This window comes from Mesorhizobium sp. USDA 3734 (genome assembly GCF_056279665.1).
Window position 1 is genome coordinate 2584293 of record NZ_JBWCCW010000001.1, and the last position, 21040, is coordinate 2605332.

22 protein-coding genes and 1 tRNA gene are annotated in these 21040 nt (G+C 61.4%); 14 read left to right on the plus strand and 9 right to left on the minus strand.

Annotated elements, in window-relative coordinates; genetic code table 11:
• Positions 1-69: 69 nt before the first annotated feature.
• Positions 70-945: an ATP-binding protein gene (locus tag ACZ89F_RS12305; protein ID WP_476092148.1), complete on the minus strand. Its 876-nt coding sequence runs from the start codon at positions 943-945 to the stop codon at positions 70-72.
• 299 nt (positions 946-1244) lie between these two features.
• On the opposite strand from ACZ89F_RS12305, the gene yajC reads away from it, so the two are divergent.
• From yajC to ACZ89F_RS12335, 6 genes are all read left to right on the plus strand, one after another.
• Positions 1245-1583 carry a preprotein translocase subunit YajC gene (gene yajC / locus ACZ89F_RS12310; RefSeq protein WP_013531305.1) on the plus strand — a complete coding sequence of 113 codons (339 nt, stop codon included), beginning with the start codon at positions 1245-1247 and terminating at the stop codon, positions 1581-1583.
• Between the two features lie 51 nt (positions 1584-1634).
• Entirely contained in the window at positions 1635-4184 is a 2550-nt protein-coding gene (gene secDF, locus ACZ89F_RS12315; protein WP_476092149.1) for a protein translocase subunit SecDF, read from the plus strand.
• Positions 4185-4212: 28 nt separating this feature from the next.
• Entirely contained in the window at positions 4213-4605 is a 393-nt protein-coding gene (locus tag ACZ89F_RS12320; protein WP_476092150.1) for an Mth938-like domain-containing protein, read from the plus strand.
• 1 nt (position 4606) lies between these two features.
• Entirely contained in the window at positions 4607-5449 is an 843-nt protein-coding gene (locus ACZ89F_RS12325; RefSeq protein ID WP_476092151.1) for a phytoene/squalene synthase family protein, read from the plus strand.
• A gap of 85 nt (positions 5450-5534) precedes the next feature.
• Positions 5535-5969 (plus strand): hypothetical protein, encoded by a 435-nt coding sequence (locus ACZ89F_RS12330; protein WP_476092152.1) that lies wholly within the window; start codon positions 5535-5537, stop codon positions 5967-5969.
• Positions 5969-6919 carry a sterol desaturase family protein gene (locus ACZ89F_RS12335; RefSeq protein WP_476092153.1) on the plus strand — a complete coding sequence of 317 codons (951 nt, stop codon included), beginning with the start codon at positions 5969-5971 and terminating at the stop codon, positions 6917-6919. Before ACZ89F_RS12330 ends, ACZ89F_RS12335 begins: the two co-directional genes overlap by 1 nt.
• Before the next feature lie 5 nt (positions 6920-6924).
• Here the strand turns inward: ACZ89F_RS12335 and trmFO are convergent, their stop codons facing one another.
• The 3 genes from trmFO to ACZ89F_RS12350 form a co-directional block, all read right to left on the minus strand.
• Positions 6925-8343 (minus strand): methylenetetrahydrofolate--tRNA-(uracil(54)-C(5))-methyltransferase (FADH(2)-oxidizing) TrmFO, encoded by a 1419-nt coding sequence (gene trmFO, locus ACZ89F_RS12340; RefSeq protein WP_476092154.1) that lies wholly within the window; start codon positions 8341-8343, stop codon positions 6925-6927.
• Between the two features lie 390 nt (positions 8344-8733).
• Positions 8734-8874, minus strand: a complete 141-nt coding sequence (locus ACZ89F_RS12345; protein ID WP_140633601.1) for a DUF1127 domain-containing protein — start codon at positions 8872-8874, stop codon at positions 8734-8736.
• 49 nt (positions 8875-8923) lie between these two features.
• The gene (locus tag ACZ89F_RS12350) at positions 8924-9064 is read right to left on the minus strand and encodes a DUF1127 domain-containing protein (RefSeq protein ID WP_013531315.1); all 141 of its coding nucleotides are present in this window, start codon (positions 9062-9064) and stop codon (positions 8924-8926) included.
• 237 nt (positions 9065-9301) lie between these two features.
• On the opposite strand from ACZ89F_RS12350, the gene ACZ89F_RS12355 reads away from it, so the two are divergent.
• Genes ACZ89F_RS12355 through ACZ89F_RS12365 form a run of 3 tightly spaced genes read left to right on the plus strand, consistent with a single transcriptional unit; the run spans position 9302 to position 12493 of the window.
• A complete protein-coding gene (locus ACZ89F_RS12355; protein WP_476092155.1) occupies positions 9302-10420 on the plus strand; it encodes a DUF2157 domain-containing protein in 1119 nt (372 codons plus the stop codon).
• Positions 10417-11001 (plus strand): GDYXXLXY domain-containing protein, encoded by a 585-nt coding sequence (locus tag ACZ89F_RS12360; RefSeq protein ID WP_476092156.1) that lies wholly within the window; start codon positions 10417-10419, stop codon positions 10999-11001. Before ACZ89F_RS12355 ends, ACZ89F_RS12360 begins: the two co-directional genes overlap by 4 nt.
• Positions 11002-11044: 43 nt before the next feature.
• On the plus strand, positions 11045-12493 hold the full coding sequence (locus tag ACZ89F_RS12365) for an aromatic amino acid lyase (RefSeq protein ID WP_476092157.1): 1449 nt from the start codon (positions 11045-11047) through the stop codon (positions 12491-12493).
• Between the two features lie 9 nt (positions 12494-12502).
• Here ACZ89F_RS12365 and ACZ89F_RS12370 read toward each other — a convergent pair whose 3' ends face one another.
• Positions 12503-13714 (minus strand): MFS transporter, encoded by a 1212-nt coding sequence (locus ACZ89F_RS12370; RefSeq protein ID WP_476092158.1) that lies wholly within the window; start codon positions 13712-13714, stop codon positions 12503-12505.
• 150 nt (positions 13715-13864) lie between these two features.
• Positions 13865-13947 (minus strand) — tRNA-Leu (locus ACZ89F_RS12375).
• Positions 13948-14303: 356 nt separating this feature from the next.
• On the opposite strand from ACZ89F_RS12375, the gene tig reads away from it, so the two are divergent.
• The 5 genes from tig to ACZ89F_RS12400 all read left to right on the plus strand — a co-directional run bounded on the left by tig (position 14304) and on the right by ACZ89F_RS12400 (position 19330).
• Positions 14304-15791 carry a trigger factor gene (gene tig / locus ACZ89F_RS12380; RefSeq protein WP_476092159.1) on the plus strand — a complete coding sequence of 496 codons (1488 nt, stop codon included), beginning with the start codon at positions 14304-14306 and terminating at the stop codon, positions 15789-15791.
• A gap of 164 nt (positions 15792-15955) precedes the next feature.
• Positions 15956-16480, plus strand: coding sequence for a hypothetical protein (locus ACZ89F_RS12385; RefSeq protein ID WP_476092160.1), 525 nt, complete (start codon positions 15956-15958; stop codon positions 16478-16480).
• Positions 16481-16671: 191 nt separating this feature from the next.
• Entirely contained in the window at positions 16672-17052 is a 381-nt protein-coding gene (locus ACZ89F_RS12390; RefSeq protein WP_183451564.1) for a c-type cytochrome, read from the plus strand.
• Positions 17053-17202: 150 nt separating this feature from the next.
• Positions 17203-18138, plus strand: a complete 936-nt coding sequence (locus ACZ89F_RS12395) for a heme o synthase (protein ID WP_476092161.1) — start codon at positions 17203-17205, stop codon at positions 18136-18138.
• Positions 18139-18517: 379 nt separating this feature from the next.
• Positions 18518-19330 (plus strand): DUF2189 domain-containing protein, encoded by an 813-nt coding sequence (locus tag ACZ89F_RS12400; protein ID WP_476092162.1) that lies wholly within the window; start codon positions 18518-18520, stop codon positions 19328-19330.
• A gap of 54 nt (positions 19331-19384) precedes the next feature.
• Here ACZ89F_RS12400 and ACZ89F_RS12405 read toward each other — a convergent pair whose 3' ends face one another.
• Genes ACZ89F_RS12405 through ACZ89F_RS12415 form a run of 3 tightly spaced genes read right to left on the minus strand, consistent with a single transcriptional unit; the run spans position 19385 to position 21031 of the window.
• Entirely contained in the window at positions 19385-19858 is a 474-nt protein-coding gene (locus ACZ89F_RS12405) for an aminoacyl-tRNA deacylase (protein ID WP_476092163.1), read from the minus strand.
• 39 nt (positions 19859-19897) lie between these two features.
• Positions 19898-20302: a cytochrome C oxidase subunit IV family protein gene (locus ACZ89F_RS12410; protein ID WP_476092164.1), complete on the minus strand. Its 405-nt coding sequence runs from the start codon at positions 20300-20302 to the stop codon at positions 19898-19900.
• Positions 20303-20311: 9 nt separating this feature from the next.
• Positions 20312-21031: a heme-copper oxidase subunit III family protein gene (locus tag ACZ89F_RS12415; protein ID WP_476092165.1), complete on the minus strand. Its 720-nt coding sequence runs from the start codon at positions 21029-21031 to the stop codon at positions 20312-20314.
• Between the last annotated feature and the right edge of the window lie 9 nt (positions 21032-21040).

Genomic DNA, 21040 nt, shown 5'->3' on the forward strand with positions numbered 1-21040 from the left:
GACAAGGTGACTGCTTCTCACCCATCGCAGCCATTTGCCGCAACCAGCTAAATTGAGCTTCGACCCAGTTTAGTCCTTCAGCGGCTTGCCAAGCCGTCCAGCCAGGTCCTGGGTGAACTGCCAGGCGACGCGGCCCGAGCGGCTGCCGCGCGTCGTCGCCCATTCCAGCGCCTCGGCGCGTAGCTGCTCGGGATCCATGACAAGGCCATGATGGCTGACATAGCCGTCGATCATGTCGAGATACTCGTCCTGCGAACATTTGTGGAAGCCGAGCCACAGGCCGAAGCGGTCGGACAGCGACACCTTTTCCTCGACCGCTTCGGACGGGTTGATCGCGGTCGAGCGCTCATTGTCGATCATGTCGCGCGGCAACAGATGGCGGCGGTTCGAGGTGGCATAGAAGATGACATTGGCCGGGCGGCCCTCGACGCCGCCTTCGAGCGCTGCCTTGAGCGACTTGTAGGAGGTGTCGTCGTGGTCGAAGGATAGGTCGTCGCAAAACAGGATGAAGCGGAAGCGGGCTGCCTTGAGCAGGCCCATGAGCTTCGGCAGCGTGTCGATGTCCTCGCGGTGGATTTCGATCAGCTTCAGCGGCAGGTTGGACTTGGCCTTGGCGTTGATCTCGGCGTGCACCGCCTTGACCAGCGACGATTTGCCCATGCCGCGCGCTCCCCACAACAACACGTTGTTGGCTGGATAGCCGGCGGCGAAGCGTTCGGTGTTGTCGACAAGGATGTCGCGGACGCGGTCGACGCCACGGATCAGGCCGATATCGACGCGGTTGACCTTGCGCACTGGTTCCAGATAGCCCGGATCGGCCTGCCAGACGAAGCAATCGGCCTCGCCGAGGTCTGTTTCGGGCACCGGCGGCGGGGCGAGGCGGCTCACCGCCTCGATCAGCCGGTCGAGTTTCTGGTTCAGGGCTTCAATGCTGCTGTCGGTCATGTCTGTCTTTTGTTTTCGGGTTTTTGATGTGTGGGAGCGTGGACCCGGCCGATTCCGTCTGACACAAAACCGGTGGCAACCTTTTGTTTGAACGTGATCTCTGGACAAACGGAAACCGTTTGGCCGAGAAAACGGTCTCGCGCTTTTCGCGATCATGCTCTAACACGGCTCAACAGGCCGGAAAAGCAGCCGATTTGGCCGGCCGCGCAGTTGCATTGACAACTTTACCGACTATATTCCGGCCAAATTTCAAGGGGCCGCCAAATTGGCGGCTGTTTTCAAAATTCAGGAGTACCTCGATGTTCGTGACACCGGCATACGCCCAAGGCGTCGGCGCTTCTCCCGACATGTTCATCAGCATTTTGCCGTTTGTCCTGATTTTCGTGATCATGTATTTTCTGATCATCCGGCCGCAGCGCACGCAGCTGAAGAAGCGCGGCGAGATGCTGGCGGCCGTTCGTCGCGGCGACACGGTCGTCACCGGGGGCGGCTTCGTCGGCAAGGTGACAAAGGTGATCGACGATAACGAGCTTGAGGTCGACCTCGGTAATGGCTTGAAGGTGACGGCGCTGCGCTCGACGATCGCCGATGTGCGCGTCAAGGGCGAGCCGGTGGCGAACCAGAACGCCAAGAAATAATCCAATTTCAGGCGGAGCGATCCGCGGACACGCTCTGACGGACGACGCCATATGCTGTATTTTTCGCGCTTCAAGATGATCCTGATCTGGGTGGCCGTGGCCATCACAGTGATCCTCGCCGCGCCCAACCTCATCCCCGCAAGCACCTTGGCCCAACTGCCCAGCTGGGTGCCGAAGCGTCAGATGACGCTCGGCCTCGATCTGCAGGGCGGCTCGCACATCCTGCTGGAGATGAATCAGAACGATCTGATCAAGGACCGGCTGGAGACGACGCGCGACGAGATCCGCACGCTGCTACGCGACGCCAAGATCGGCTATACCGGCCTTGCCGGCACCGGACGGACCTTGCAGGTCCGCATCACCGACCCCGCCCAGGTCGATGCCGCCAAGACGGCGCTGAAGACGCTGACCGATCCGGTCGCTGCCGGCCTGTTCACCGGCGGCTCCATCCAGGAAATGACGCTCGACGATTCCGAGCCCGGCCTGCTCAAGTTCAACGTCACCGATGCCGGCATCAAATATCGCACATCGACCGCATTGACGCAGTCGATCGAGGTGGTCGAGCGCCGCGTCAACGAACTCGGCACCACCGAACCTATCGTGCAGCGGCAGGGCGACGACCGTATTCTTGTCCAGGTGCCGGGTCTCCAGGACCCGCAAAGACTGAAGGAAATCCTCGGCCAGACCGCCAAGCTGACCTTCCAGATGGTCGACCAGTCGATGCCGGTGCAGGACGCGCTCAATGGCCGTCCGCCTGCCGGCTCGTCGGTGCTGTATTCGCAGGACGATCCGCCGGTTCCGTATCTCATCGAGAACCGCGTCATCGTCTCGGGTGAAAACCTCGTCGATGCTCAGGCGACCTACAATTCGCAGAACAACGAGCCGGTGGTGTCGTTCCGCTTCGATTCGAAGGGTGCGGCGCGTTTCGGCCAGGCCACCGCGCAGAATGTCGGCAAGCTGTTCGCCATCATCCTCGACAACCAGGTGATTTCGGCGCCGCAGATCCGTGAGCCGATCCTGGGCGGCACCGGCCAGATCTCCGGCAATTTCACCGCCCAGAGCGCCAACGATCTCGCGGTGCTGTTGCGCGCCGGCGCCTTGCCCGCGACATTGACGGTGATCGAAGAACGCACCGTCGGTCCGGGTCTCGGCCAGGATTCCATCCATGCCGGCAAGGTGGCCGGCATCATCGGTTCTATCCTCGTCGTCGCCTTCATGTTCGTCGCCTATGGCTTCCTCGGCTTCCTCGCCAACATCGCGCTGGCTGTGCATGTGGCTATGATCGTCGGGGTGCTCTCGGTGCTTGGCGCGACGCTGACCTTGCCGGGCATCGCCGGTATCGTGCTGACTATCGGCATGGCGGTCGATTCCAACGTTCTGATCTACGAGCGCATTCGCGAGGAGCGACGTGCCGGCCGCTCCGTGATCCAGGCGATCGATACCGGTTTCACCAAGGCGCTGGCGACCATCGTCGATTCCAACATCACCTCGCTGATCGCCACCGTGGTGCTGTTCTATCTCGGTACCGGACCGGTGAAGGGCTTTGCCATCACGTATGCGATCGGCATCCTGACAACCGTCTTCACCGCCTTCACCTTCACCCGACTGCTGGTCTCGATCTGGCTGCGCCGTGCTCGCCCGAAGGAATTGCCGCGCGCGCCGGTGACCTTCGTTCCGCCCGGCACCAAGATTCCCTTCATGGGCATCCGTCGCTGGACGTTCACGCTCTCGAGCGCACTTTCGATCCTGTCGGTGGTGTTGTTCATGACCGTCGGCATCAATTACGGCATCGATTTCAAGGGCGGCTCGCTGATCGAGGTGCAGGCCAAGAGCGGCAACGCCGACCTTGCCGACCTGCGTGCCAGATTGACGGAACTCAACATCGGCGAAGTCCAGGTGCAGCAGTTCGGTGCGCCGAACGACGTGTTGATCCGCGTCGGGACGCAGGATGGTGGCGAGAATGCCGAGCAGACCGTCATCGACAAGGTGCGCGGCGAGCTGCAGGACAATTATGACTTCCGCCGCGTCGAAGTGGTGGGACCGACCGTCTCCGGAGAACTCGCCAAGCAAGGCACGATCGCCATGCTGATCGCGCTGCTCGGCATCCTGGTCTATGTCTGGTTCCGCTTCGAATGGCAGTTCGCGGTTGGCGCCATCGTTGCGACGGTGCACGATGTGGTCATGACACTTGGCTTCTTCGTCATCACCGGACTGGAGTTCAACCAGTCATCGCTGGCGGCGATCCTGACCATTATCGGCTATTCGCTGAACGATACGATCGTGGTCTATGACCGTGTCCGAGAGGATCTGCGAAAATACAAGCGCATGCCGCTGCCGCAACTCTTGAACAACGCCATCAACGAGACGCTGTCGAGAACGACGCTGACCTCGGTGACGACGATCCTGGCGCTGCTGGCGCTGGTGCTGTTCGGCGGCGAGGTGATCCGCTCGTTCACGATGGCCATGCTGTTCGGCGTCGTCTTCGGCACCTACTCGTCGATCTTCATCGCTGCACCCCTGCTGATCCTGTTCAAGCTGCGGCCGCAGGCTACGGCCGACGAGGAGAAGCCGGTCGGCGGTGGCAAGGCGGTCGCGACCTGACGCGCCGCCCCAAAGGGGTGACAAAACGGTGACCGGCAAAGGCATCGTCATCCGCGAAGCGCATTTCCCTGGCCGCGCGCCGATCGAGGCCTACGGCAATGGCGGGTTCCGCTTTGCCGACATGTCGCATCGCGGCTCGCTGCTATGTCTGCCATCCGGCATCCATGGCTGGGAGCCGGCAGACCCCTTGGTGCTGACGGTGGCGGATTTCGACAGGCTGCTGACTGAGGCCGATAAGGTCGAGATCCTGCTGGTCGGCATGGGTAGAGATCTCCGGCCATTGCCCGCCGCATTGCGGGCCGCGCTGAAGGCGGCAGGCATTGCGTCCGACCCGATGTCTACCGGTGCCGCGGTGCGGACCTATAATGTCCTTCTGGCGGAAGAGCGCGCCGTGGCCGCCGCGCTCATCGCTGTCGATTGACATGTCCCAGAATGGCAAAATCGTCATGGACGCGGTGCGCGCCGCCGACCATGACCGCTATTTGACCGCGCTCTACGCGCCGGCCGACAAGCGCGACGCGCTGATTTCGCTCTACGCCTTCAATGCCGAGATCGCAGGCATTCGCGATCGGATCCATGAGGCGCTGCCGGGCGAGGTGCGGCTGCAATGGTGGCGCGATGTCATTGCCGCCGGCGGCGAGGCGGGTGCCGGCCATCCCACAGCTGAAGCCTTGAATGCCACCATAGCGACATTCAACCTGCCGAAACTGGCCTTCGAGAACATGCTCGATGCGCGCATCTTCGACCTCTACGACGACCCGATGCCGTCGCGCACCGATCTGGAAGGCTATTGCGGCGAGACGGCCGCCGCGCTCATCCAGCTTGCGGCGATGATGCTCGATCCCGGCGAGGCGCCGCGCTTTGCCGAACTGGCGGGCAGGGCAGGCTGTGCGCAGGCGATGACCGGCCTGCTGCTCCTGTTGCCGCTGCACCGCAAACGCGGGCAATGTTTTATCCCGGCCGATATCCTTGCTGCGGCTGGCTCTTCGCCGCAGGAGTTCATCACCGGCGATGGCGGTCCTGGCGCCAAGCGCGCGGTGGCGGCAATGATCGCGCTGGCCCGCGACCATTTTTCCGCCTTCGAACAGGGCGCATCGGCCTTGCCTGTCTCGCTGCGCCCGGCATTCCTGCCACTGGCCCTGTCGCGCGCCTACCTGACAAAAATGGAAAGTGGCTCGCCGCTCGATGGTGTGGCGCGGCTATCGGCTTTGCGCCGGCATTGGCTGCTGCTGCGTCGTGCGACCAAGGGCTGGCCGGCACTTTGACGTAAACGTCAATCATGCTAAGGATTCCCCCGAGCCGAAAACTGTCGCCGCAGACGACAGGCCGGCTCGGAGGAGATACCCATTCATGAGCTTGCCGTTGCTGGTCGCGATCGTCGCTTTTGGCATTGCGCTGTCGGTTGCCGCGGTGCATTTCACCGGCGGCAGCAAGACGGCGACGCTTGCCGGAACGGATCAGGCGCTGAGCCGTTTCGCCGAGGATTTTCCCGACGAGGTGGCGACTGTGGTGCGCCTGACGGCGGATGCCAGGACGGCGTTTCTGGATATCGGGCGAGGGCGCATCGGGATCGTTCACAGCATCGGCGACTGCTTCTTGACCCGCATCGTCACGCCTCAAGATGTCGCGGTTTTGAACGCCGGAGATGTGAATACGGTCTCGTTCCGGCTCGCCGATTTCACCTGGAAGGGCGGCCGCTTCCGCTTTGCCAGCGCTGTTGATGCGCAAGGCGTGCTGGAAGCGCTTGAGCCGCAACATCCGAATTCCGCCAGGGAGGCCGCGTGATGGACAGCTACAATTTCCCGCAAGTCACCCAACTGGCCATCCCGTTCTTCGTTGTCGCGATCCTGATCGAGCTTTGGTTGGTGCGCACCGGCCGTGCCAAGGGTTCGTTCGAGACGCGCGACACCTTGACCAGCCTGATGATGGGCACCGGCAATGTCGTTGCCGGGCTGCTGCTTGGCGTCGTGTCCTACTGGGCGTTGCTGTGGCTCTGGCAATTCCGCGTCTTCAATCTCGGCCTGTCGGTCTGGGTGTTCCTGGCCGCCTTCCTGCTCGATGATCTGCGCTACTACGTCTATCACCGCATCGCACACCGGGTGCGCTGGGTGTGGGCCGAACACGTCAACCACCATTCCAGCCAGCACTACAATCTGTCGACAGCGTTGCGGCAAAGCTGGACCGGCCTGTTCACCTTCATGTTCGTGCTGCAGGCGCCGCTGGTGCTGCTTGGCTTCCACCCGGCGGTCATCGCCTTCACCTTCGGCTTCAACCTGGTCTGGCAGTTCTGGATCCACACCGAGACCATCGGCAAGATGTGGGGCTGGTTCGAGTTCGTCTTCAACACGCCGTCGCACCACCGCGTCCACCACGCCACCAATCCGCGCTATCTCGACGCCAATTATGCCGGTACGCTGATCATCTGGGACCGCATGTTCGGCACCTTCGTCGAGGAGTTGGATGAGGACCGGCCGCGCTATGGCATCGTCAGGAATCTCGGCACCTTCAATCCGCTGAAAGTGGCGTTCCATGAATGGATCGGCATGTTCAGGGATGCCTTCGCGCCGGGTCTGACCTTGAGTGATCGCTTGAACTATCTGATCAAGCCGCCAGGCTGGAGCCATGACGGCTCGCGCGAAACCTCGGAGAGTCTCAAGGCCGCCTATGTCAGGAGAAATCCTGATGAGGCCGGAAAGCCGGGGCTGCCGATGGCGAGTGTCGAGCCTGCTGAATAGGGAGGTTACTCCGCCGCTTCGGCCGTTTCCGTTTGCACCGGCAGTCCCAGCCATTGCCGGCAATCGGCGCGTGCGCGCGAGGTGATGGCATGCCGCTTGGCTGATGTCTTGTCCTTGCCGCGCATGCGTTTGCCCTCAGTCTTCGGCGCTTCGACGGGCGGGAACAGGCCGAAATTGACATTCATCGGCTGGAAGGAACGCTTTCCTGGTTCGTCATCGGAGACGATGTGGCCGCCGGTGATGTGGTTGAGCAAGGCGCCGAAAGCGGTGGTGAGCGGCGGCAGGGACGGTGCCTGGCCGAGCCGCTCAGTGGCGGCGAAGCGGCCGGCGAGCAGGCCGATGGCGGCACTTTCGACATAGCCTTCGCAGCCGGTGATCTGTCCGGCAAAGCGCAGGCCCGGGCGCGACTTCAGCTGCAGAGAAGCATCGAGCAAGGTCGGCGAGTTGATGTAGGTGTTGCGATGCAAGCCACCGAGGCGGGCGAAATCGGCGTTTTCGAGACCCGGTATGGTGCGGAACACGCGCACCTGCTCGGCATGCTTCAGCTTTGTCTGGAAACCTACCATGTTGTAGAGCGTGCCCAGCGCATTGTCCTGCCGCAGCTGGACGACAGCATAGGCCTTCACCGTCGGATTGTGCGCGTTGGTCAGCCCCATCGGCTTCATCGGCCCGTAGCGCAACGTCTCGACGCCGCGCTCGGCCATGATTTCGATCGGCAGGCAGCCGTCGAAATAGGGTGTGCCTTCCCATTGCTTGAATTCGGTCTTCTGGCCATCGACCAGCGCCTGCACGAAGGCAAGGTACTGGTCCTTGTCCATGGGGCAATTGATGTAGTCTTTGCCGGTGCCGCCGGGTCCGACCTTGTCGTAGCGCGATTGGAACCAGCAGGTATCCATGTCGATCGTGTCGAAGTGGACGATCGGCGCGATGGCGTCGAAGAAGGCCAGCGCATCGGCGCCGGTCGCTTCGGCGATCGACTGGGCAAGTGAGTGCGAGGTCAATGGACCCGTGGCAATGATCGCCTGATCCCACTCCGCCGGCGGCAGGCCCGCTATTTCCTCACGCTGGATGGTGATCAGCGGGTGTGCTTCGAGTTGTTTCGTCACCGCGTCGGCGAATCCGTCGCGGTCGACCGCAAGCGCACCGCCGGCTGGCACCTGGTTGGCGTCACCTGCGCTCATGACCAGCGAGCCGGCCAGCCGCATTTCGGCGTGCAACAGGCCGACGGCGTTGTTGTCGGCGTCGTCGGAGCGGAAGGAATTGGAACAGACGAGCTCGGCCAGGCTATCGGTCTTGTGGGCATCGGTGCCGCGAACGGGCCGCATTTCATGCAGGATGACGGGAACGCCCGCTTGCGCCGCCTGCCAGGCAGCTTCGGAGCCGGCGAGGCCGCCGCCAATGATGTGGATGGGATTTTTGCTCATGAGCGCCGGAATAATCGCTTGGTGCGGCGATTGCAATTGCCGTGCGTGGTGTGGGGCAAACAGCAGCTCTGGGAATCAACCCCTGAAAACAACAACACCCGCCGGGGGAGGAGGTCCGGCGGGTGTCGTTTTTGGGGTCGACCCTCGGGAGGAGGTGAAGGCCGACCGTATTCGTCATCGCCGGGGAGGAGGTCGGCTTTGACGAAATCTCTTGTCGCTTTTGAAAAGGAGCGAAACCTTTGGGGCAAAATTCGTTTTGCCCCGGGAAACAGCGCCCGCCGCGGGAGGAGGTGCGGCGGGCGCCGTTTTGGTGGTCAACCCTCGGGAGGAGGTGAAGGTTGACCGGATCCGTCAGGGTCGGGGAGGAGGTCGACCCTGGCGAAATTCTGGTTAGATCGCCTGGCGGGCGATGGTCTTGATTTCGTCGCGGACGATACCGAGGTCATGCAGCTGGCGGTTCGAAAGGCGACCCAGCTCGGTAACCGTCTCGCGATAAACGCGCCAGTTACGATAGTTGCGGATCAGGTTCATTGTCGTTCTCTTTTTCAAAACTGGTTCGGACCATTCGCGGTCCGAAGAATTAGACCGCCTTGCGAGCGACGTAAGGAATGTCGCTGCGGCTGATGCCGAGGTCGGTCAGTTCACGGTTGCTCAGGCGGCTCAGCTCGGACACGGTGTCCCTGTAGCGGCGCCAGTTGCGGTAGTTGCGGATCAGGTTCATGGTAGTTCTCGTTTCGTCTTTCTTGCGGATCATTCCGTTTGTGTACGAACCATAAATAGGCGGACACATATCGATTTAAAAGCGCTATGGCTGCATGGCAGCAATGCAAATTGTGCAATGCAACATTAACGAGCGTTCACGGACCTGACACAAAGAAACCCGAATCGGAAAATGCCTTAGCGTCAACGGTTTGACCGGATCGGCTGAAAAAAAGACCAAACTGGGGGAGAAGCGGGGATGGCGAGTTATTCGTCGCGGGTCAGGGCGGATATCGCGCGCTGGCAGAAGAGCGGGCTGATCGACGCCACCATTGCCGATTCCCTGGCGCGCGATGTCGAGGCCAACGAGCGCAAGTCGCTCAGCTTCGGCTCTATCCTGGCGATGATGGCCGCCTTGCTGTTCGGCGCCGCAATCCTGATTTTCGTCGCCGCCAACTGGGACGCGATTCCGAGGCTGGCGCGCGTTCTGGCACTCTTTGCCGTCATTCTTGGCGGCTATGTTGGCGGCGCGCTCTTGAAGACGCGCGACCATGCGGCGATCGGCGAGGCGCTGTGGATCGTGGCGGCGGCTGCTTTTGGCGGCTCGATCGCGCTGATCGGCCAGATGTATCATCTCACGGGCGACGAGGCGTCGGCTCTGGTCACCTGGGGCGCCGGCACGGCACTGGCGGCGGTGGCGCTGCGCTCGAATCCTCTGACCGTGGCTTCGGTCGGAATTGCCGATGCCTGGCTGTTCCTGAAAGGCTTCGATTATTACAGCCGCAGCGAATTTCCGCATGCCTTCGTCGTCATGGCGATCGTGCTGTTTGCCGTGTCATTCTGGACCCGCAGCCAGCCGGCGCGGCACCTGATCATCCTGTCGGTGCTGTTCTATCTGGTGCTGCTGGTCACCAACCACGACACGCTGCAGGTGGCGATCCCGCTGGTCATCGTCTCAGCGCTGCTGTTCGCGGCCTCGATCTTCGCGCCGGACCCGGTCGACAAGATCGTGCAGCTTGGCGGCCGGTTGCCCTTGCATGCGCTGCTCGGCTTCCTCACCGGTCTGGCGATGATCCAGTTCGAGCTGGCCGATGAAAGCACTTACAGCAACGGTTTCGCCATCGCTTCGGTGCTCGCGCTGGCCGGCATCGTCGCCGCAATCGTGCTGGCAGGTCGGGAGAGCCGCGGTCTGCGCTGGCTTGCCTATGCCGGCTTCGCCTTCGAACTCGCCATCATTTATGTGGTGACCTTGCAATCGATGCTCGATACGGCCGGCTTCTTCCTTGCCGCCGCGGTGCTGCTCGGCATCCTTGCCCTGGTCATCATCCGTGTGGAAAAACGCATGAAGGGTCCAGTCACCAAGGGAGCCACGGCATGATGACCGGGAAAAGACTTGTCATCTCGGCGCTGGTGCTGGCGCTTGTCCAGATCGGCTTCCTGAGCTGGATCATCGCCGGCCGCGCGGCAATCCTGCGCAGCGGCAAGGAAGTGCTGCTGAAGGTCGAGCCCGTCGATCCGCGTGATCTCCTGCGCGGCGACTATATCATCCTGGGCTACGAGATTTCGCGCATACCGGTGAAAATGATCGCCAATATTCCGTCCGACAAACTTTCCAGCGACGATACGTCGATTGTCGTCCGCCTGAAGAAAGGCGCCGACGGCTATTGGCAGCCGACGACCGCCTGGTTCGGCAAGGCGCCAACGCCGGCCGCTGCCGACGAAGCCGATATATCGGGCCACGTCGCCGAGGGCTGGGATCTTCGCGGCGAAGAGGCGACCATCGCGCCGGACTACGGCATCGAGCGCTTCTATCTGCCGGAAGGCGAGGGGATGGCGATCCAGAACGACATGCGGGTGCGGCCGTTCGGCATCCGCCTCGCGCTCGCCGGTGACGGCACCGCGCAGATCAAGGCGCTGGTGGACGGCGACAAGACGCTGTTCGAGGAGCCACTCTATTAGTATTCGTACCTGCCGTATTAGCATCCATACCGTGGTGTGAAGCATGCCAGTTAGCCTGTCTGCGCGTGAGGACATCAACCTCGACACTGTTTTTCGCGTCGCCTGGAAGAAGGACACGGTGGAGATCGCCGAGAAGGCACTGCAGCGCATCGCCGAATGCCGTGCTTCCTTCCTCAAGCTGATTGAATCCGATCCGCCACCGGTCATCTATGGCGTCACCACAGCCATGGGGGAGTTGGCGAGCCGCAAGCTCGAAGCTGACGAGCGGGACCGCCATGCGCGCATCAAGGCGTTCGCCGCCGCGACCTCCTTCGGCGATCCCTTGCCGGATCGCGTGGTCAGGGCGATCGTGCTTGCCCGCCTGACGAATTTCATCGAGGGCAATGCCGCCACCACACCGCGCATAGCGCTTGCCGTTGCCGCGATGCTGGACGGTGGGCCGATGCCAAAGGTGCCGGCCTGGGGCCAAGGCGGCGCCGGCGAGATCCTGGCGCTCTACCCCTTGTTTGCCGAACTTTCGACGCGCTTCGACCTTGAGGTCAAGGAGCGGGGCTCGCTGATCAACGGTTCGCCTTGCGCTGCCGCGCTGGTGGCCGACGCGGCACTCGCGGCACGCCGCCGCATCCGCATGGCGCAAAAAGTGTTCGCGCTGTCGATCGAAGCCTTTCGTGCGCCTCTCGAGCACTATGACGCGGCCCTCGACGTGCTGTGGGGCGATGAGCATGAGGCGGCGGCCCTGCAGGGGTTGCGGGAATTTCTGGTCGGCGCCGGCGATGGGCGACGCAACTATCAGGCTCCGGTCAGCTACCGCATCGTGCCGCGCGTCCTCGGCCAGGCGCATCGCGCATTGTCGACAGCCGAGCGCGCGGCCACCGTGTCACTGGCCTCGATATCGGACAATCCGGTCTACATCCCGCCCGACGATGCACATCCACTCGGCCGCTGCATCAGCACGGGCGGCTATCACAACGCCATGGCGACGCCGGCGCTGGACGATCTGGCGGCGATATGGGCCGATATCTGCCTGCTTTGCGACCGCCACGCCTCAAAGCTCCTCAACGGCAAGGTGTCGCTGCTGCCGGATCTCCTGATGACCGGACGGCACTCAGCCGACAGCGACGGCCACGGCAATGTCGGCTACGTGCCGATGGCTATCACCGGCTATCTCGAGCAGGCCAAGCTGGCCGCGCAGCGCACCTTCATTCCGGGCACGGAGTCGGCCGGCGCCGGGCAGGACGATGTCGCCACGACGGCGTTCTTCGCATGGACCAAGGAAGCGACCGCCGGACGCTGCGTCGATGCCGCCATGGCAATGCTGGCGATGATCGCCTCCCAGGCGCTGCACGTCACCGAACGCGCGCCACCGCTAGCGCTGCAATCATTCGTCACTGAGGTCAGAAAGATCGTCCCGCCTGTCGACGACGATCGCGTGCTGGGGCCGGAGCTTGCAAATTTGAGCGCATGGTTCACCCGCCAGGTCTTCGAGCCCTAGCCAGGCTTGTCAGGCCGGAGCAACGGCACCGATTTGCGGACGTCGGCGGCTCAGTCGCAGCAGGACCAGAAGCGCGCTGCATGAGCACAACATGGCGAGCCAAAGCACGGCATTGCCGCCGGAATGCGTTAACAGGCCTGCCAGGACCGGCGGCGAAAGCGCGGAGATCAGGTTGAGTGGCAAGGCGATGTGCGATGCGGCTCTCGCATAGGCTGACTTGTCGTAGAACACCAAGGGTATGGTCGCACGAGCGACCGCAAGCGTGCCGCTGCCTAGACCGTAGAGGAGGATGAAGGAGGCAATCGACCAAAGCGCGCCTTCGCCGGCCATCAGGAGCAGCATCGCAAGTGGCAAAGCGATGCCTGCAAACAGGCCGGTGGTGATCCCGTCCCATCGTCCACCGCCCAGGATATCGAGGCCTCTGGCGCCGACTTGAAGCACCCCCAGCATCGACCCGAAGGCAATTGCCTCGGATGGCGGCAATCCTTCGATCTTGAGAAGTTCTATCAGCACGGCACTGAAGCCAAAGGTGACGAAAGCATTCAGCGTGATCGCGCAAACAATGAGGTAGAACGTGCTCTTCTGCACAACCAAAGCCGGCTCTTTATCCGTGGTGGACGGCAATCGAGGAGCGTTCTTCGTCGTCGCCCGGCGCGGCAATCCGAAGAAATAGAGCGGGAGGCACACCAAAACCATCGCCGCCGCGTAGATGAGGCAGGTAGTCCTCCAGCCTACCATCTCGGACAGGAACGCGGTGGTCGGCCAAAAGATGCTGCTGGACAATCCCGTCACCAGCATTAGCGCGCTGATCGCGCTCTTGGTGTTGCTGCCGGCAATCTCGTTGAGCATGATATAGGCTGCGGTCGTCAGCGTTGCGCTGCCAGCCGTGCCGAGCACCACCCATGCCGTGAAATAAAGGGCGGGTCCATGCGTCAGAGCCAGCAGGACAAAGCCCGGTGCGGCAAGGGTTGTTCCGACAATCATCACGTTGCGAGCGCCAAGCCTTGTGAATGCCTTGGCCAGCCAGGGCGCCGACAGGCCCATGGCCACATAGAAGACCGAATTGCCGGCAAACATGGCGGCCATGCTCATATGAAGGTCGGCGGCGATCTGCCTGCCGACAATGGCCAATAGGCCTACCGTGCCCCAGCCAACAAGCTGGGCAATCGCGAGAACGATCAGGGTTCGAACGATTGTCTTGTCCGGTATCGCGAAGCGCATGCAGCCTGCCAGCCAATAGCAAAATCTGGCTGCTAGCAGACCCTGCATGTCGGTTTGATGACGCTGCGGGCTGAACGGAGAGTTCGAATCCGCGCCAGTCCTCCTTCGCCAAGGCTTCGGAGGACAATCCTTCGTCTAACGAGCGAAGGGTGGTGCGGGTAGAGGGACTCGAACCCCCACGATCTCTCGCCAGAACCTAAATCTGGTGCGTCTACCAGTTCCGCCATACCCGCATGGACCGGCAATCCCATGTAGCCATCATTCTGTCAATGTCAGACAAGATGTTGGGTCAGGGCCAAAATGGTGGTTGTTCGCCGATATGCGAAGACTGTTGAAAATTAGCCTCGCCTGTGACAAAAGGCGTGTCAAATGTGACGGGACGCGACGATCCGCTTCTACAGAATGTGATAAGAAGTAGGAAAAACAAGAACTTATTCACATTTTGGAACGCAGTTTGGGAGAGTTTGAGCCGTATTTTCGGTCAAATCGCCAGGTTCCGTACCAAAAGCCATTCCCGGCAAGAATATACCGGCAGGCTGTAAACGGCAGAGGCCGTGGCAGTCTCATTGGTGAAAACAAAGGTTTTACGATGCAGGTCACCGAAACGCTCAACTCCGGTCTCAAGCGCGAGATCAAGATCACCGTGCCGGCCGGTGACATGGAAGCCAAGCTGATGGCGCGGCTCTCGGATGCCAGGAACAAGGTCCGCATCAACGGCTTCCGTCCCGGCAAGGTGCCGGTGCAGCACCTGCGCAAGGTCTACGGCAAGTCGTTCATGGCCGAAGTGGTCAACGAAATCCTCAACGATTCGACCCGTTCGATCATCACCGGGCGTGGCGAAAAGGCTGCCATGCAGCCCGAAGTCATCATGACCGAGGACGAGAAGGAAGCCGAGAAGATCCTGGCCGGCGGCGCCGATTTCGAGTTCCGCCTCAACTACGAGATCATTCCGGCGATCGAGATCAAGGATTTCTCCGACATCAAGGTGACCCGCCAGGTGTTCGACGTGCCGGACACCGAGATCGACGAGCAGGTCCAGCGCGTTGCCGAATCGGCACGCAGCTACGAGCCGAAGACGGGCAAGGCCGCCAATGGCGACCGCGTCTCCATCGACTATGTCGGAAAGATCGATGGCGAGGCCTTCAATGGCGGCGCCGGCACCGATCAGCCGCTGGTGCTTGGCTCGAAGGAGTTCATCCCCGGCTTCGAGGATCAGCTTGTCGGCGCCAAGGCCGGTGACGAAAAGCAGGTCACCGTGACCTTCCCGGAAAACTACCAGGCAGCGCATCTGGCCGGCAAGGAAGCGACCTTCGACGTCACCGTCAAGGAAGTGTCCCAGCCCGGCGCGCTGGAAATCAACGACGAGACCGCCAAGAAACTCGGCCTGGAGTCGCTGGAGCGCCTGCGCGACGTCGTGCGCGGCCAGATCGAGAACCAGTTCGGCGCCATGACGCGCCAGAAGGTCAAGCGCCAGCTGCTCGACCAGCTCGACGCGGCCTACTCGTTCGAGGCGCCGTCGAAGCTCGTCGATGCCGAGTTCAACAACATCTGGGCGCAGGTCAATCGTGACCTGGAAGCAGCCGGACGCACCTTCGCCGACGAAGAGACGACGGAAGACGAGGCGCGTGCCGAGTATCTGCGGCTTGCCGAGCGCCGCGTGCGCCTCGGCCTGGTGCTGGCTGAAATCGGCGAGAAGGCCGGTGTCACCGTATCGGACGAGGAGTTGCAGCGCGGCCTGTTCGAGCAGGTGCGCCGCTATCCGGGCAACCAGCAGCAGGAAGTCTTCGAGTTCTACCGCAACAACCCGGAAGCGTTGAACACGTTGCGGGCGCCGATGTTCGAGGAGAAGGTGGTCGACCATCTGCTCGGCCAGATTTCGGTCACCGACGTCAAGGTCAGCAAGGAAGAGCTGATGGCCGACGACGAGGAGGACGAAACCGCCGTCAAGGCGAAGCCGGCGAAGAAAGCCGCCGCCAAGAAGGCCGACGACAAGACGAGCGATGCCAAATCTGGCGACGACGCGGAAGAGCCCAAGAAGAAGGCCGCACCGAAGAAGAAGGCCGCCAAGGACGCCTGACGACACCAGCGCTCCGCTGAAACAGGAAAGGCCGCCCTCGAGGCGGCCTTTTTCGTTGCCAAACTGCAACAGCCGGCACGCTTCGCGAGCGATGGCCTGTGGCGACCAAGCTTTGATCATTATCTGCGCTCTTATTGAAAGCCGCTTGGCTGTTGGAGGGCGTGTTGAGACTGTTCGTCGAATTGGGACACGCCGCGGCAATCGCGCTGGTCCTTGTCTCGGTCTGCGGCATTGCCCGAGCCGATACGGTGCCTGACAATTGGCGGTTCGAAACGGGCGAAGATGGCCTCGTCAAGGCTTCCGTGTACGCCACCAACAAGCTGATCACCGGCGGCGGCGCCTTGAGCTACAGCCCGATCCTGACCATTGCCTGCCGGGCAAACGGCGAGCCGCATTGGACCGAATGGCTGCAACTGAACGATGGCGTCTCGGCCAGCCGCAAGATCACCATGTCGGTCACGCTCGACCAGGGCAGCAAGTTCGATGAAAGCTGGTCGGTTGGGCCGCGTGGCAGGATGCTGGTGCGCGATGGCGCCGATGGCATCAGGCGCCTCGTCGCCGCGAACCGGCTCCAGCTTTCGTGGCGGTTCGGGCTGCTGTCGGGACGCGGCGAGGCCGATTTCGACCTCGCCGGGTTCGGCGAAGCGGTCAACCAGGTTGCCGGCAGCTGCAACACGGATGTACCTTGAGCGGCTTCAGACCACCTAAACCTTTGTACGGTTGACCTCTTCTACCTGCCGGTCAGATTCTGTGGTACATAGGTGCCGCAGTTCCATATGGGGAGAAGCGAATAATCCTGTTCCGCCGTGCAAGGTGCCTTGCTGGGTACCGGCATGCGCAGATCATCTCAGGCACATTTGACGATCAGGGAGGAAAAGTCATGCGCTTAGTCGCGTTTTTCGCCGTCGTGTCTGTTGCAACCTTCGTCGCCAATCCATCGCAGGCCCAGGATACTGCGGCTGGCGAGAAGGTCTTCACCAAATGCAAGGTCTGCCACATCGCAGACGAGGACAAGAACAAGATCGGTCCATCGCTGCACGGCGTCATCGGCCGCACCGCCGGTACGCATCCGGATTTCAAATATTCCGATGCCATGATTGCGGCCGGAAAATCCGGCGTCAAATGGGACGAACCAACATTGACGACCTATCTTCACGATCCCAAGGCCATGGTCAAAGGGACCAAGATGGCGTTTCCCGGCCTCAAGAACGATGCAGATGTGGCCAACGTCATTGCCTATCTGAAAACGTTCTCCAAGTAACCCGGCTCCTCTGCCATGCGTCCAACCTATTGTTTTGCCGCGATCTTATCCAAACCGAGGGCAGCGTAAGCAAAAACCGGGTTTCAGTTTTCGCTCGCGCGCCCTCAGTTCGGGATCATGGCCCAGGTTGCCTGCTTCCATCGGTCTGAGATGTCGACTAGGGAAAACCGCCTCAAGGATACCAGCATCCGCCTCTCGGAAGCGACGGCGGGTGATTTCTTCGCGCTTTTGAAGCCTCGGGTCATGGTGCTTGCCGTATTCACTGCCTTCGTTGGCCTGATGGCGGCGCCTGGCGCGATGAATCCGGTCATCGCCGCGATTGCTATCGGTGCGATTGCGATCGGAGCAGGAGCGGCCGGGGCCCTCAACATGTGGTACGACGCGGATATCGACGCGCTGATGTCGCGCACATCAAAGCGGCCGGTTCCGTCGGGCCGCATCACGCCAGGCGAAGCTCTCGGCTTCGGCCTGGTGCTTTCCGCGCTTTCGGTCACGACGCTCGGCGTGTTGGTGGGCTGGCTTGCCGCATCGCTGCTGGCCTTCACCATCTTCTTCTACGTCGTCATCTATACGATGTGGCTGAAGCGTTCGACGCCGCAGAACATCGTCATCGGTGGCGCGGCGGGCGCCCTTCCTCCTGTCATTGGCTGGGCGGCCGCAACTGGCACCATCGGCGTTGAAAGCCTCATCCTGTTCCTGATCATCTTTCTGTGGACGCCACCGCATTTCTGGGCGCTAGCGCTATTCAAGGTCGGCGACTACGCCGCCGCCGGCATCCCGATGATGCCGAACGTGGCTGGCCAAGCCTCGACCAAAAAACAGATATTCGCCTATTCACTGCTCCTGGCGCCAATCGGCGTGCTGCCCTGGGCATTCGGATACGCGAGCGGGTTCTATGGAATTGCTTCGGCTGCATTGGGCGCAGGTTTCATCTGGCACGCCTGGACGGTTCTGGTCGTTCCAGACAAGGAGATGAAGCCTGCTAAGGCGCTGTTTGCCTTCTCGATTTTCTATCTCTTCGCGATCTTTGCCATACTGCTTGCCGACACCATCGCAATGCGAGCGTTCATGTCGACCGGAGGTTGACGGTATGATCGCTGTTGTCGAAACATTCGCCCGGTCAAGACGCCGGTCTGTAGTTGCTGCGTAGAAGACGTTGCAGACCAGCATAGGCTCGAACATCACGATGGTATTGCACAGAATCCCAGGATCAGCAGGGCGACTATGCCAAGGCCGAGTATGAGAAGCGTCCTTCCGTCCATGACCTTCACCTTCGACCCTAGAATATCGAAAAAAGACCACCAGAGCTAGCCGGACCGCCGGGGCTCTTCCGACAAAGGGCGACAAGTCTCTGGCAAGAGAGTATGTTGATTGCGGTGCAGGTCGCGGTTTTGCGTGGCCAGTCACGCAGAACGGCAGCACCGCGAAACCGCGACCTAACCGGACCAGGTCTGGAGGAACGGTCATGGCAAGCTTTCATGTGATAGCAGGCGCCAGCGAGACGCTGGAACATACCAAAATTCGAAAAATCGGCGTTTCCGACCTTTTCGACGCGCTCAAGCGGGGCGTCGACGACTTCATGGTCAAACCGTCGCACATCGTTTTTCTCTGCCTGATCTATCCGCTCGTAGGCGTCGTGCTCGCCGCCTGGACTTCTGGCGCCAATGCGTTGCCGTTGTTGTTTCCGCTGGTCTCCGGTTTTGCGCTGATTGGCCCATTCGCGGCGATAGGTCTCTACGAAATCAGCCGCAGACGGGAGGCCGGACTCGATACCTCCTGGAGACACGCTTTCGAGGTCCGGAATTCTCCGGCGCTGCCGGCCATCGCGGCGGTCGGGATCATGCTGTTTGCAATCTTCATCACCTGGCTTTTGACGGCGCAGATGTTCTACCAATATCTTTTCGGCCCGGCTCCGCCGGAATCCATATCCGGCTTCATCAATGAGATATTTGCCACCGGACGCGGCTGGACGCTGATTATCCTGGGGCACGCCATCGGCTTCGTCTTCGCTGTGGTGGTGTTGTGCACAACGGTCGTCGCCTTCCCATTGTTGCTCGACCGCGACGTCGGCGCGTACGAAGCCATCCACACCTCGGTTCGTGCGGTGCTGGCGAACCCGATCACCATGGCTGTCTGGGGACTGATTGTCGCCGTCGCCCTGATCATCGGCTCGTTGCCGGTGTTCGTCGGGCTGGCCATCGTGTTGCCGATCCTCGGTCACGCCACCTGGCATGTCTACCGCAAGGTCGTGGAGTCGCCTGCAAGACCGGCGAGTTGAGGAAGCGCCTCACCGCACCGGCGAGGGGTGCCGGTGCAAGTTTGATCGAAGCCGTCAGTAGGCCGGGTGACTGAAGCGGGCTTGGTATGCACCCATGGTCAGGTTGCGAAAATCCTTGCCGCTGACATGCACCAGCGTTCTGTGGTCGCCGCCTTCGAAGTAGACTTCGGCGGCATCGCCAAGGCTTTCATCGACAATCACCGGCACATCGTAAGCTGCGCCGATCGGCGGGATGGCACCAGTGTCGCAATCACCGAAGAGCAAGATCACCTCGTCTTCGGAGGCGAGTCCGAGACGCTTGTCCATGACGTCTTGCAACCTGCCAAGCTCGATCCTGTGGGTGCTCGGAACCACGGCCAGCGTATAGCCAAGCTCGTGGTGAACGACCACGGATTTCGCCATGATGCTGCCGGGCACATGCGCGGCGATTGCTGACTGCCGGCTTGTTGAAGTGCGATGATGAGCGACGGTGTCGTATGAAATGCCTTTCCCGTCGATGAAGTCCTTCAGTCTGGTTGCGATCGTCATCTTGGCCTCCCTTGCCGGAGCTCGCGACGCTTGGGAGCGTCAGGGCCCGGATCCGAAAAACGTCAGCCGGGTGAAAAGCGTGTAGTCGGCTTCGAAGACCATCATTGTCACGAACACCAGCACCAGTATCGGCGGCAGGATGATCGCATAAGCCAGTGCCAGCCGTTCCCAGGCCATGTGCATGAAGACAGCGACGATCAGCCCTGCCTTGAGGATCATGAAGATCAGGATCAGCGACCATCTGAGATAGCCGTGAAGGCCGAAATAATCGACCAGGTAGGAGCAGGTGCTGAGGATGAACAGCCACGCCCAGACCACCAGATAGAGCTTGATCGGGTGCTCCTGGTGAACCTCTACATGGGCGATGCCGGTCGCCGGCGCTTCATGCGCATGACCAGTGTGAAGTGCGTGTTGCCCCAGGCCGTTTGCGGTTGCCTCAGCCATGTCTGCCTCTCACCAAAGATAGAAGAATGCGAAGATGAACACCCAGACCAGATCGACGAAGTGCCAGTACAGCCCCATGATCTCGACGTTCTCGTAGCGGCCCGTGCGGCTGGTGAAAAAGCCGCGCCGTCCGGTGTCGAAATCTCCGCGCCAGACCTTTCGGGCCACGATGATCAGGAAGATCACCCCGATCGTCACATGGGTGCCGTGGAAACCGGTGATCATGAAAAAAGACGAACCGAATTGTGCGGCGCCCCAGGGATTGCCCCAGGGCCGCACCCCTTCAGTGATCAGCTTGGTCCATTCGAAGGCCTGCATGCCGACAAAGGTCGCGCCGAGTGCCGCGGTCAGAAGCATGAGGATCGCCGTCTTGCGGCGGTCGCGGCGATAGCCAAAATTGACCGCCATGGCCATCGTCCCGCTGCTTGAGATCAGCACGAAGGTCATGATGGCAATAAGAATCAGCGGGATATCCGAGCCGCCGATACGAAGCGCAAAGACCTCGCTCGGATTGGGCCACGGCACGCGGGTCGAAATGCGCGCGGTCATGTAGGAGAGCAGGAAGCAGCCGAAGATGAAGGTGTCGCTGAGCAGGAAGATCCACATCATGGCCTTGCCCCAGGACACGTTCTTGAACGCGCGCTGATCTGAGGACCAGTCGGCGGCAATGCCTTGCCAGCCTGTGGGCCGTGCCTCCGTCTGGCTGATATGCGTCAGTGTCTCTGCCATCCGCTTGAT

What these genes read in the sequence shown, in the direction of transcription:
- ACZ89F_RS12305 (WP_476092148.1), bottom strand. Translation starts at nt 945, where the DNA reads ATGACCGACAGCAGCATTGAAGCCCTGAACCAGAAACTCGACCGGCTG.
- yajC (WP_013531305.1), top strand. Translation starts at nt 1,245, where the DNA reads ATGTTCGTGACACCGGCATACGCCCAAGGCGTCGGCGCTTCTCCCGAC.
- secDF (WP_476092149.1), top strand. Translation starts at nt 1,635, where the DNA reads ATGCTGTATTTTTCGCGCTTCAAGATGATCCTGATCTGGGTGGCCGTG.
- ACZ89F_RS12325 (WP_476092151.1), top strand. Translation starts at nt 4,607, where the DNA reads ATGTCCCAGAATGGCAAAATCGTCATGGACGCGGTGCGCGCCGCCGAC.
- ACZ89F_RS12330 (WP_476092152.1), top strand. Translation starts at nt 5,535, where the DNA reads ATGAGCTTGCCGTTGCTGGTCGCGATCGTCGCTTTTGGCATTGCGCTG.
- ACZ89F_RS12335 (WP_476092153.1), top strand. Translation starts at nt 5,969, where the DNA reads ATGGACAGCTACAATTTCCCGCAAGTCACCCAACTGGCCATCCCGTTC.
- trmFO (WP_476092154.1), bottom strand. Translation starts at nt 8,343, where the DNA reads ATGAGCAAAAATCCCATCCACATCATTGGCGGCGGCCTCGCCGGCTCC.
- ACZ89F_RS12345 (WP_140633601.1), bottom strand. Translation starts at nt 8,874, where the DNA reads ATGAACCTGATCCGCAACTATCGTAACTGGCGCGTTTATCGCGAGACG.
- ACZ89F_RS12350 (WP_013531315.1), bottom strand. Translation starts at nt 9,064, where the DNA reads ATGAACCTGATCCGCAACTACCGCAACTGGCGCCGCTACAGGGACACC.
- ACZ89F_RS12355 (WP_476092155.1), top strand. Translation starts at nt 9,302, where the DNA reads ATGGCGAGTTATTCGTCGCGGGTCAGGGCGGATATCGCGCGCTGGCAG.
- ACZ89F_RS12360 (WP_476092156.1), top strand. Translation starts at nt 10,417, where the DNA reads ATGATGACCGGGAAAAGACTTGTCATCTCGGCGCTGGTGCTGGCGCTT.
- ACZ89F_RS12365 (WP_476092157.1), top strand. Translation starts at nt 11,045, where the DNA reads ATGCCAGTTAGCCTGTCTGCGCGTGAGGACATCAACCTCGACACTGTT.
- ACZ89F_RS12370 (WP_476092158.1), bottom strand. Translation starts at nt 13,714, where the DNA reads ATGCGCTTCGCGATACCGGACAAGACAATCGTTCGAACCCTGATCGTT.
- tig (WP_476092159.1), top strand. Translation starts at nt 14,304, where the DNA reads ATGCAGGTCACCGAAACGCTCAACTCCGGTCTCAAGCGCGAGATCAAG.
- ACZ89F_RS12390 (WP_183451564.1), top strand. Translation starts at nt 16,672, where the DNA reads ATGCGCTTAGTCGCGTTTTTCGCCGTCGTGTCTGTTGCAACCTTCGTC.
- ACZ89F_RS12395 (WP_476092161.1), top strand. Translation starts at nt 17,203, where the DNA reads ATGTCGACTAGGGAAAACCGCCTCAAGGATACCAGCATCCGCCTCTCG.
- ACZ89F_RS12400 (WP_476092162.1), top strand. Translation starts at nt 18,518, where the DNA reads ATGGCAAGCTTTCATGTGATAGCAGGCGCCAGCGAGACGCTGGAACAT.
- ACZ89F_RS12405 (WP_476092163.1), bottom strand. Translation starts at nt 19,858, where the DNA reads ATGACGATCGCAACCAGACTGAAGGACTTCATCGACGGGAAAGGCATT.
- ACZ89F_RS12410 (WP_476092164.1), bottom strand. Translation starts at nt 20,302, where the DNA reads ATGGCTGAGGCAACCGCAAACGGCCTGGGGCAACACGCACTTCACACT.
- ACZ89F_RS12415 (WP_476092165.1), bottom strand. Translation starts at nt 21,031, where the DNA reads ATGGCAGAGACACTGACGCATATCAGCCAGACGGAGGCACGGCCCACA.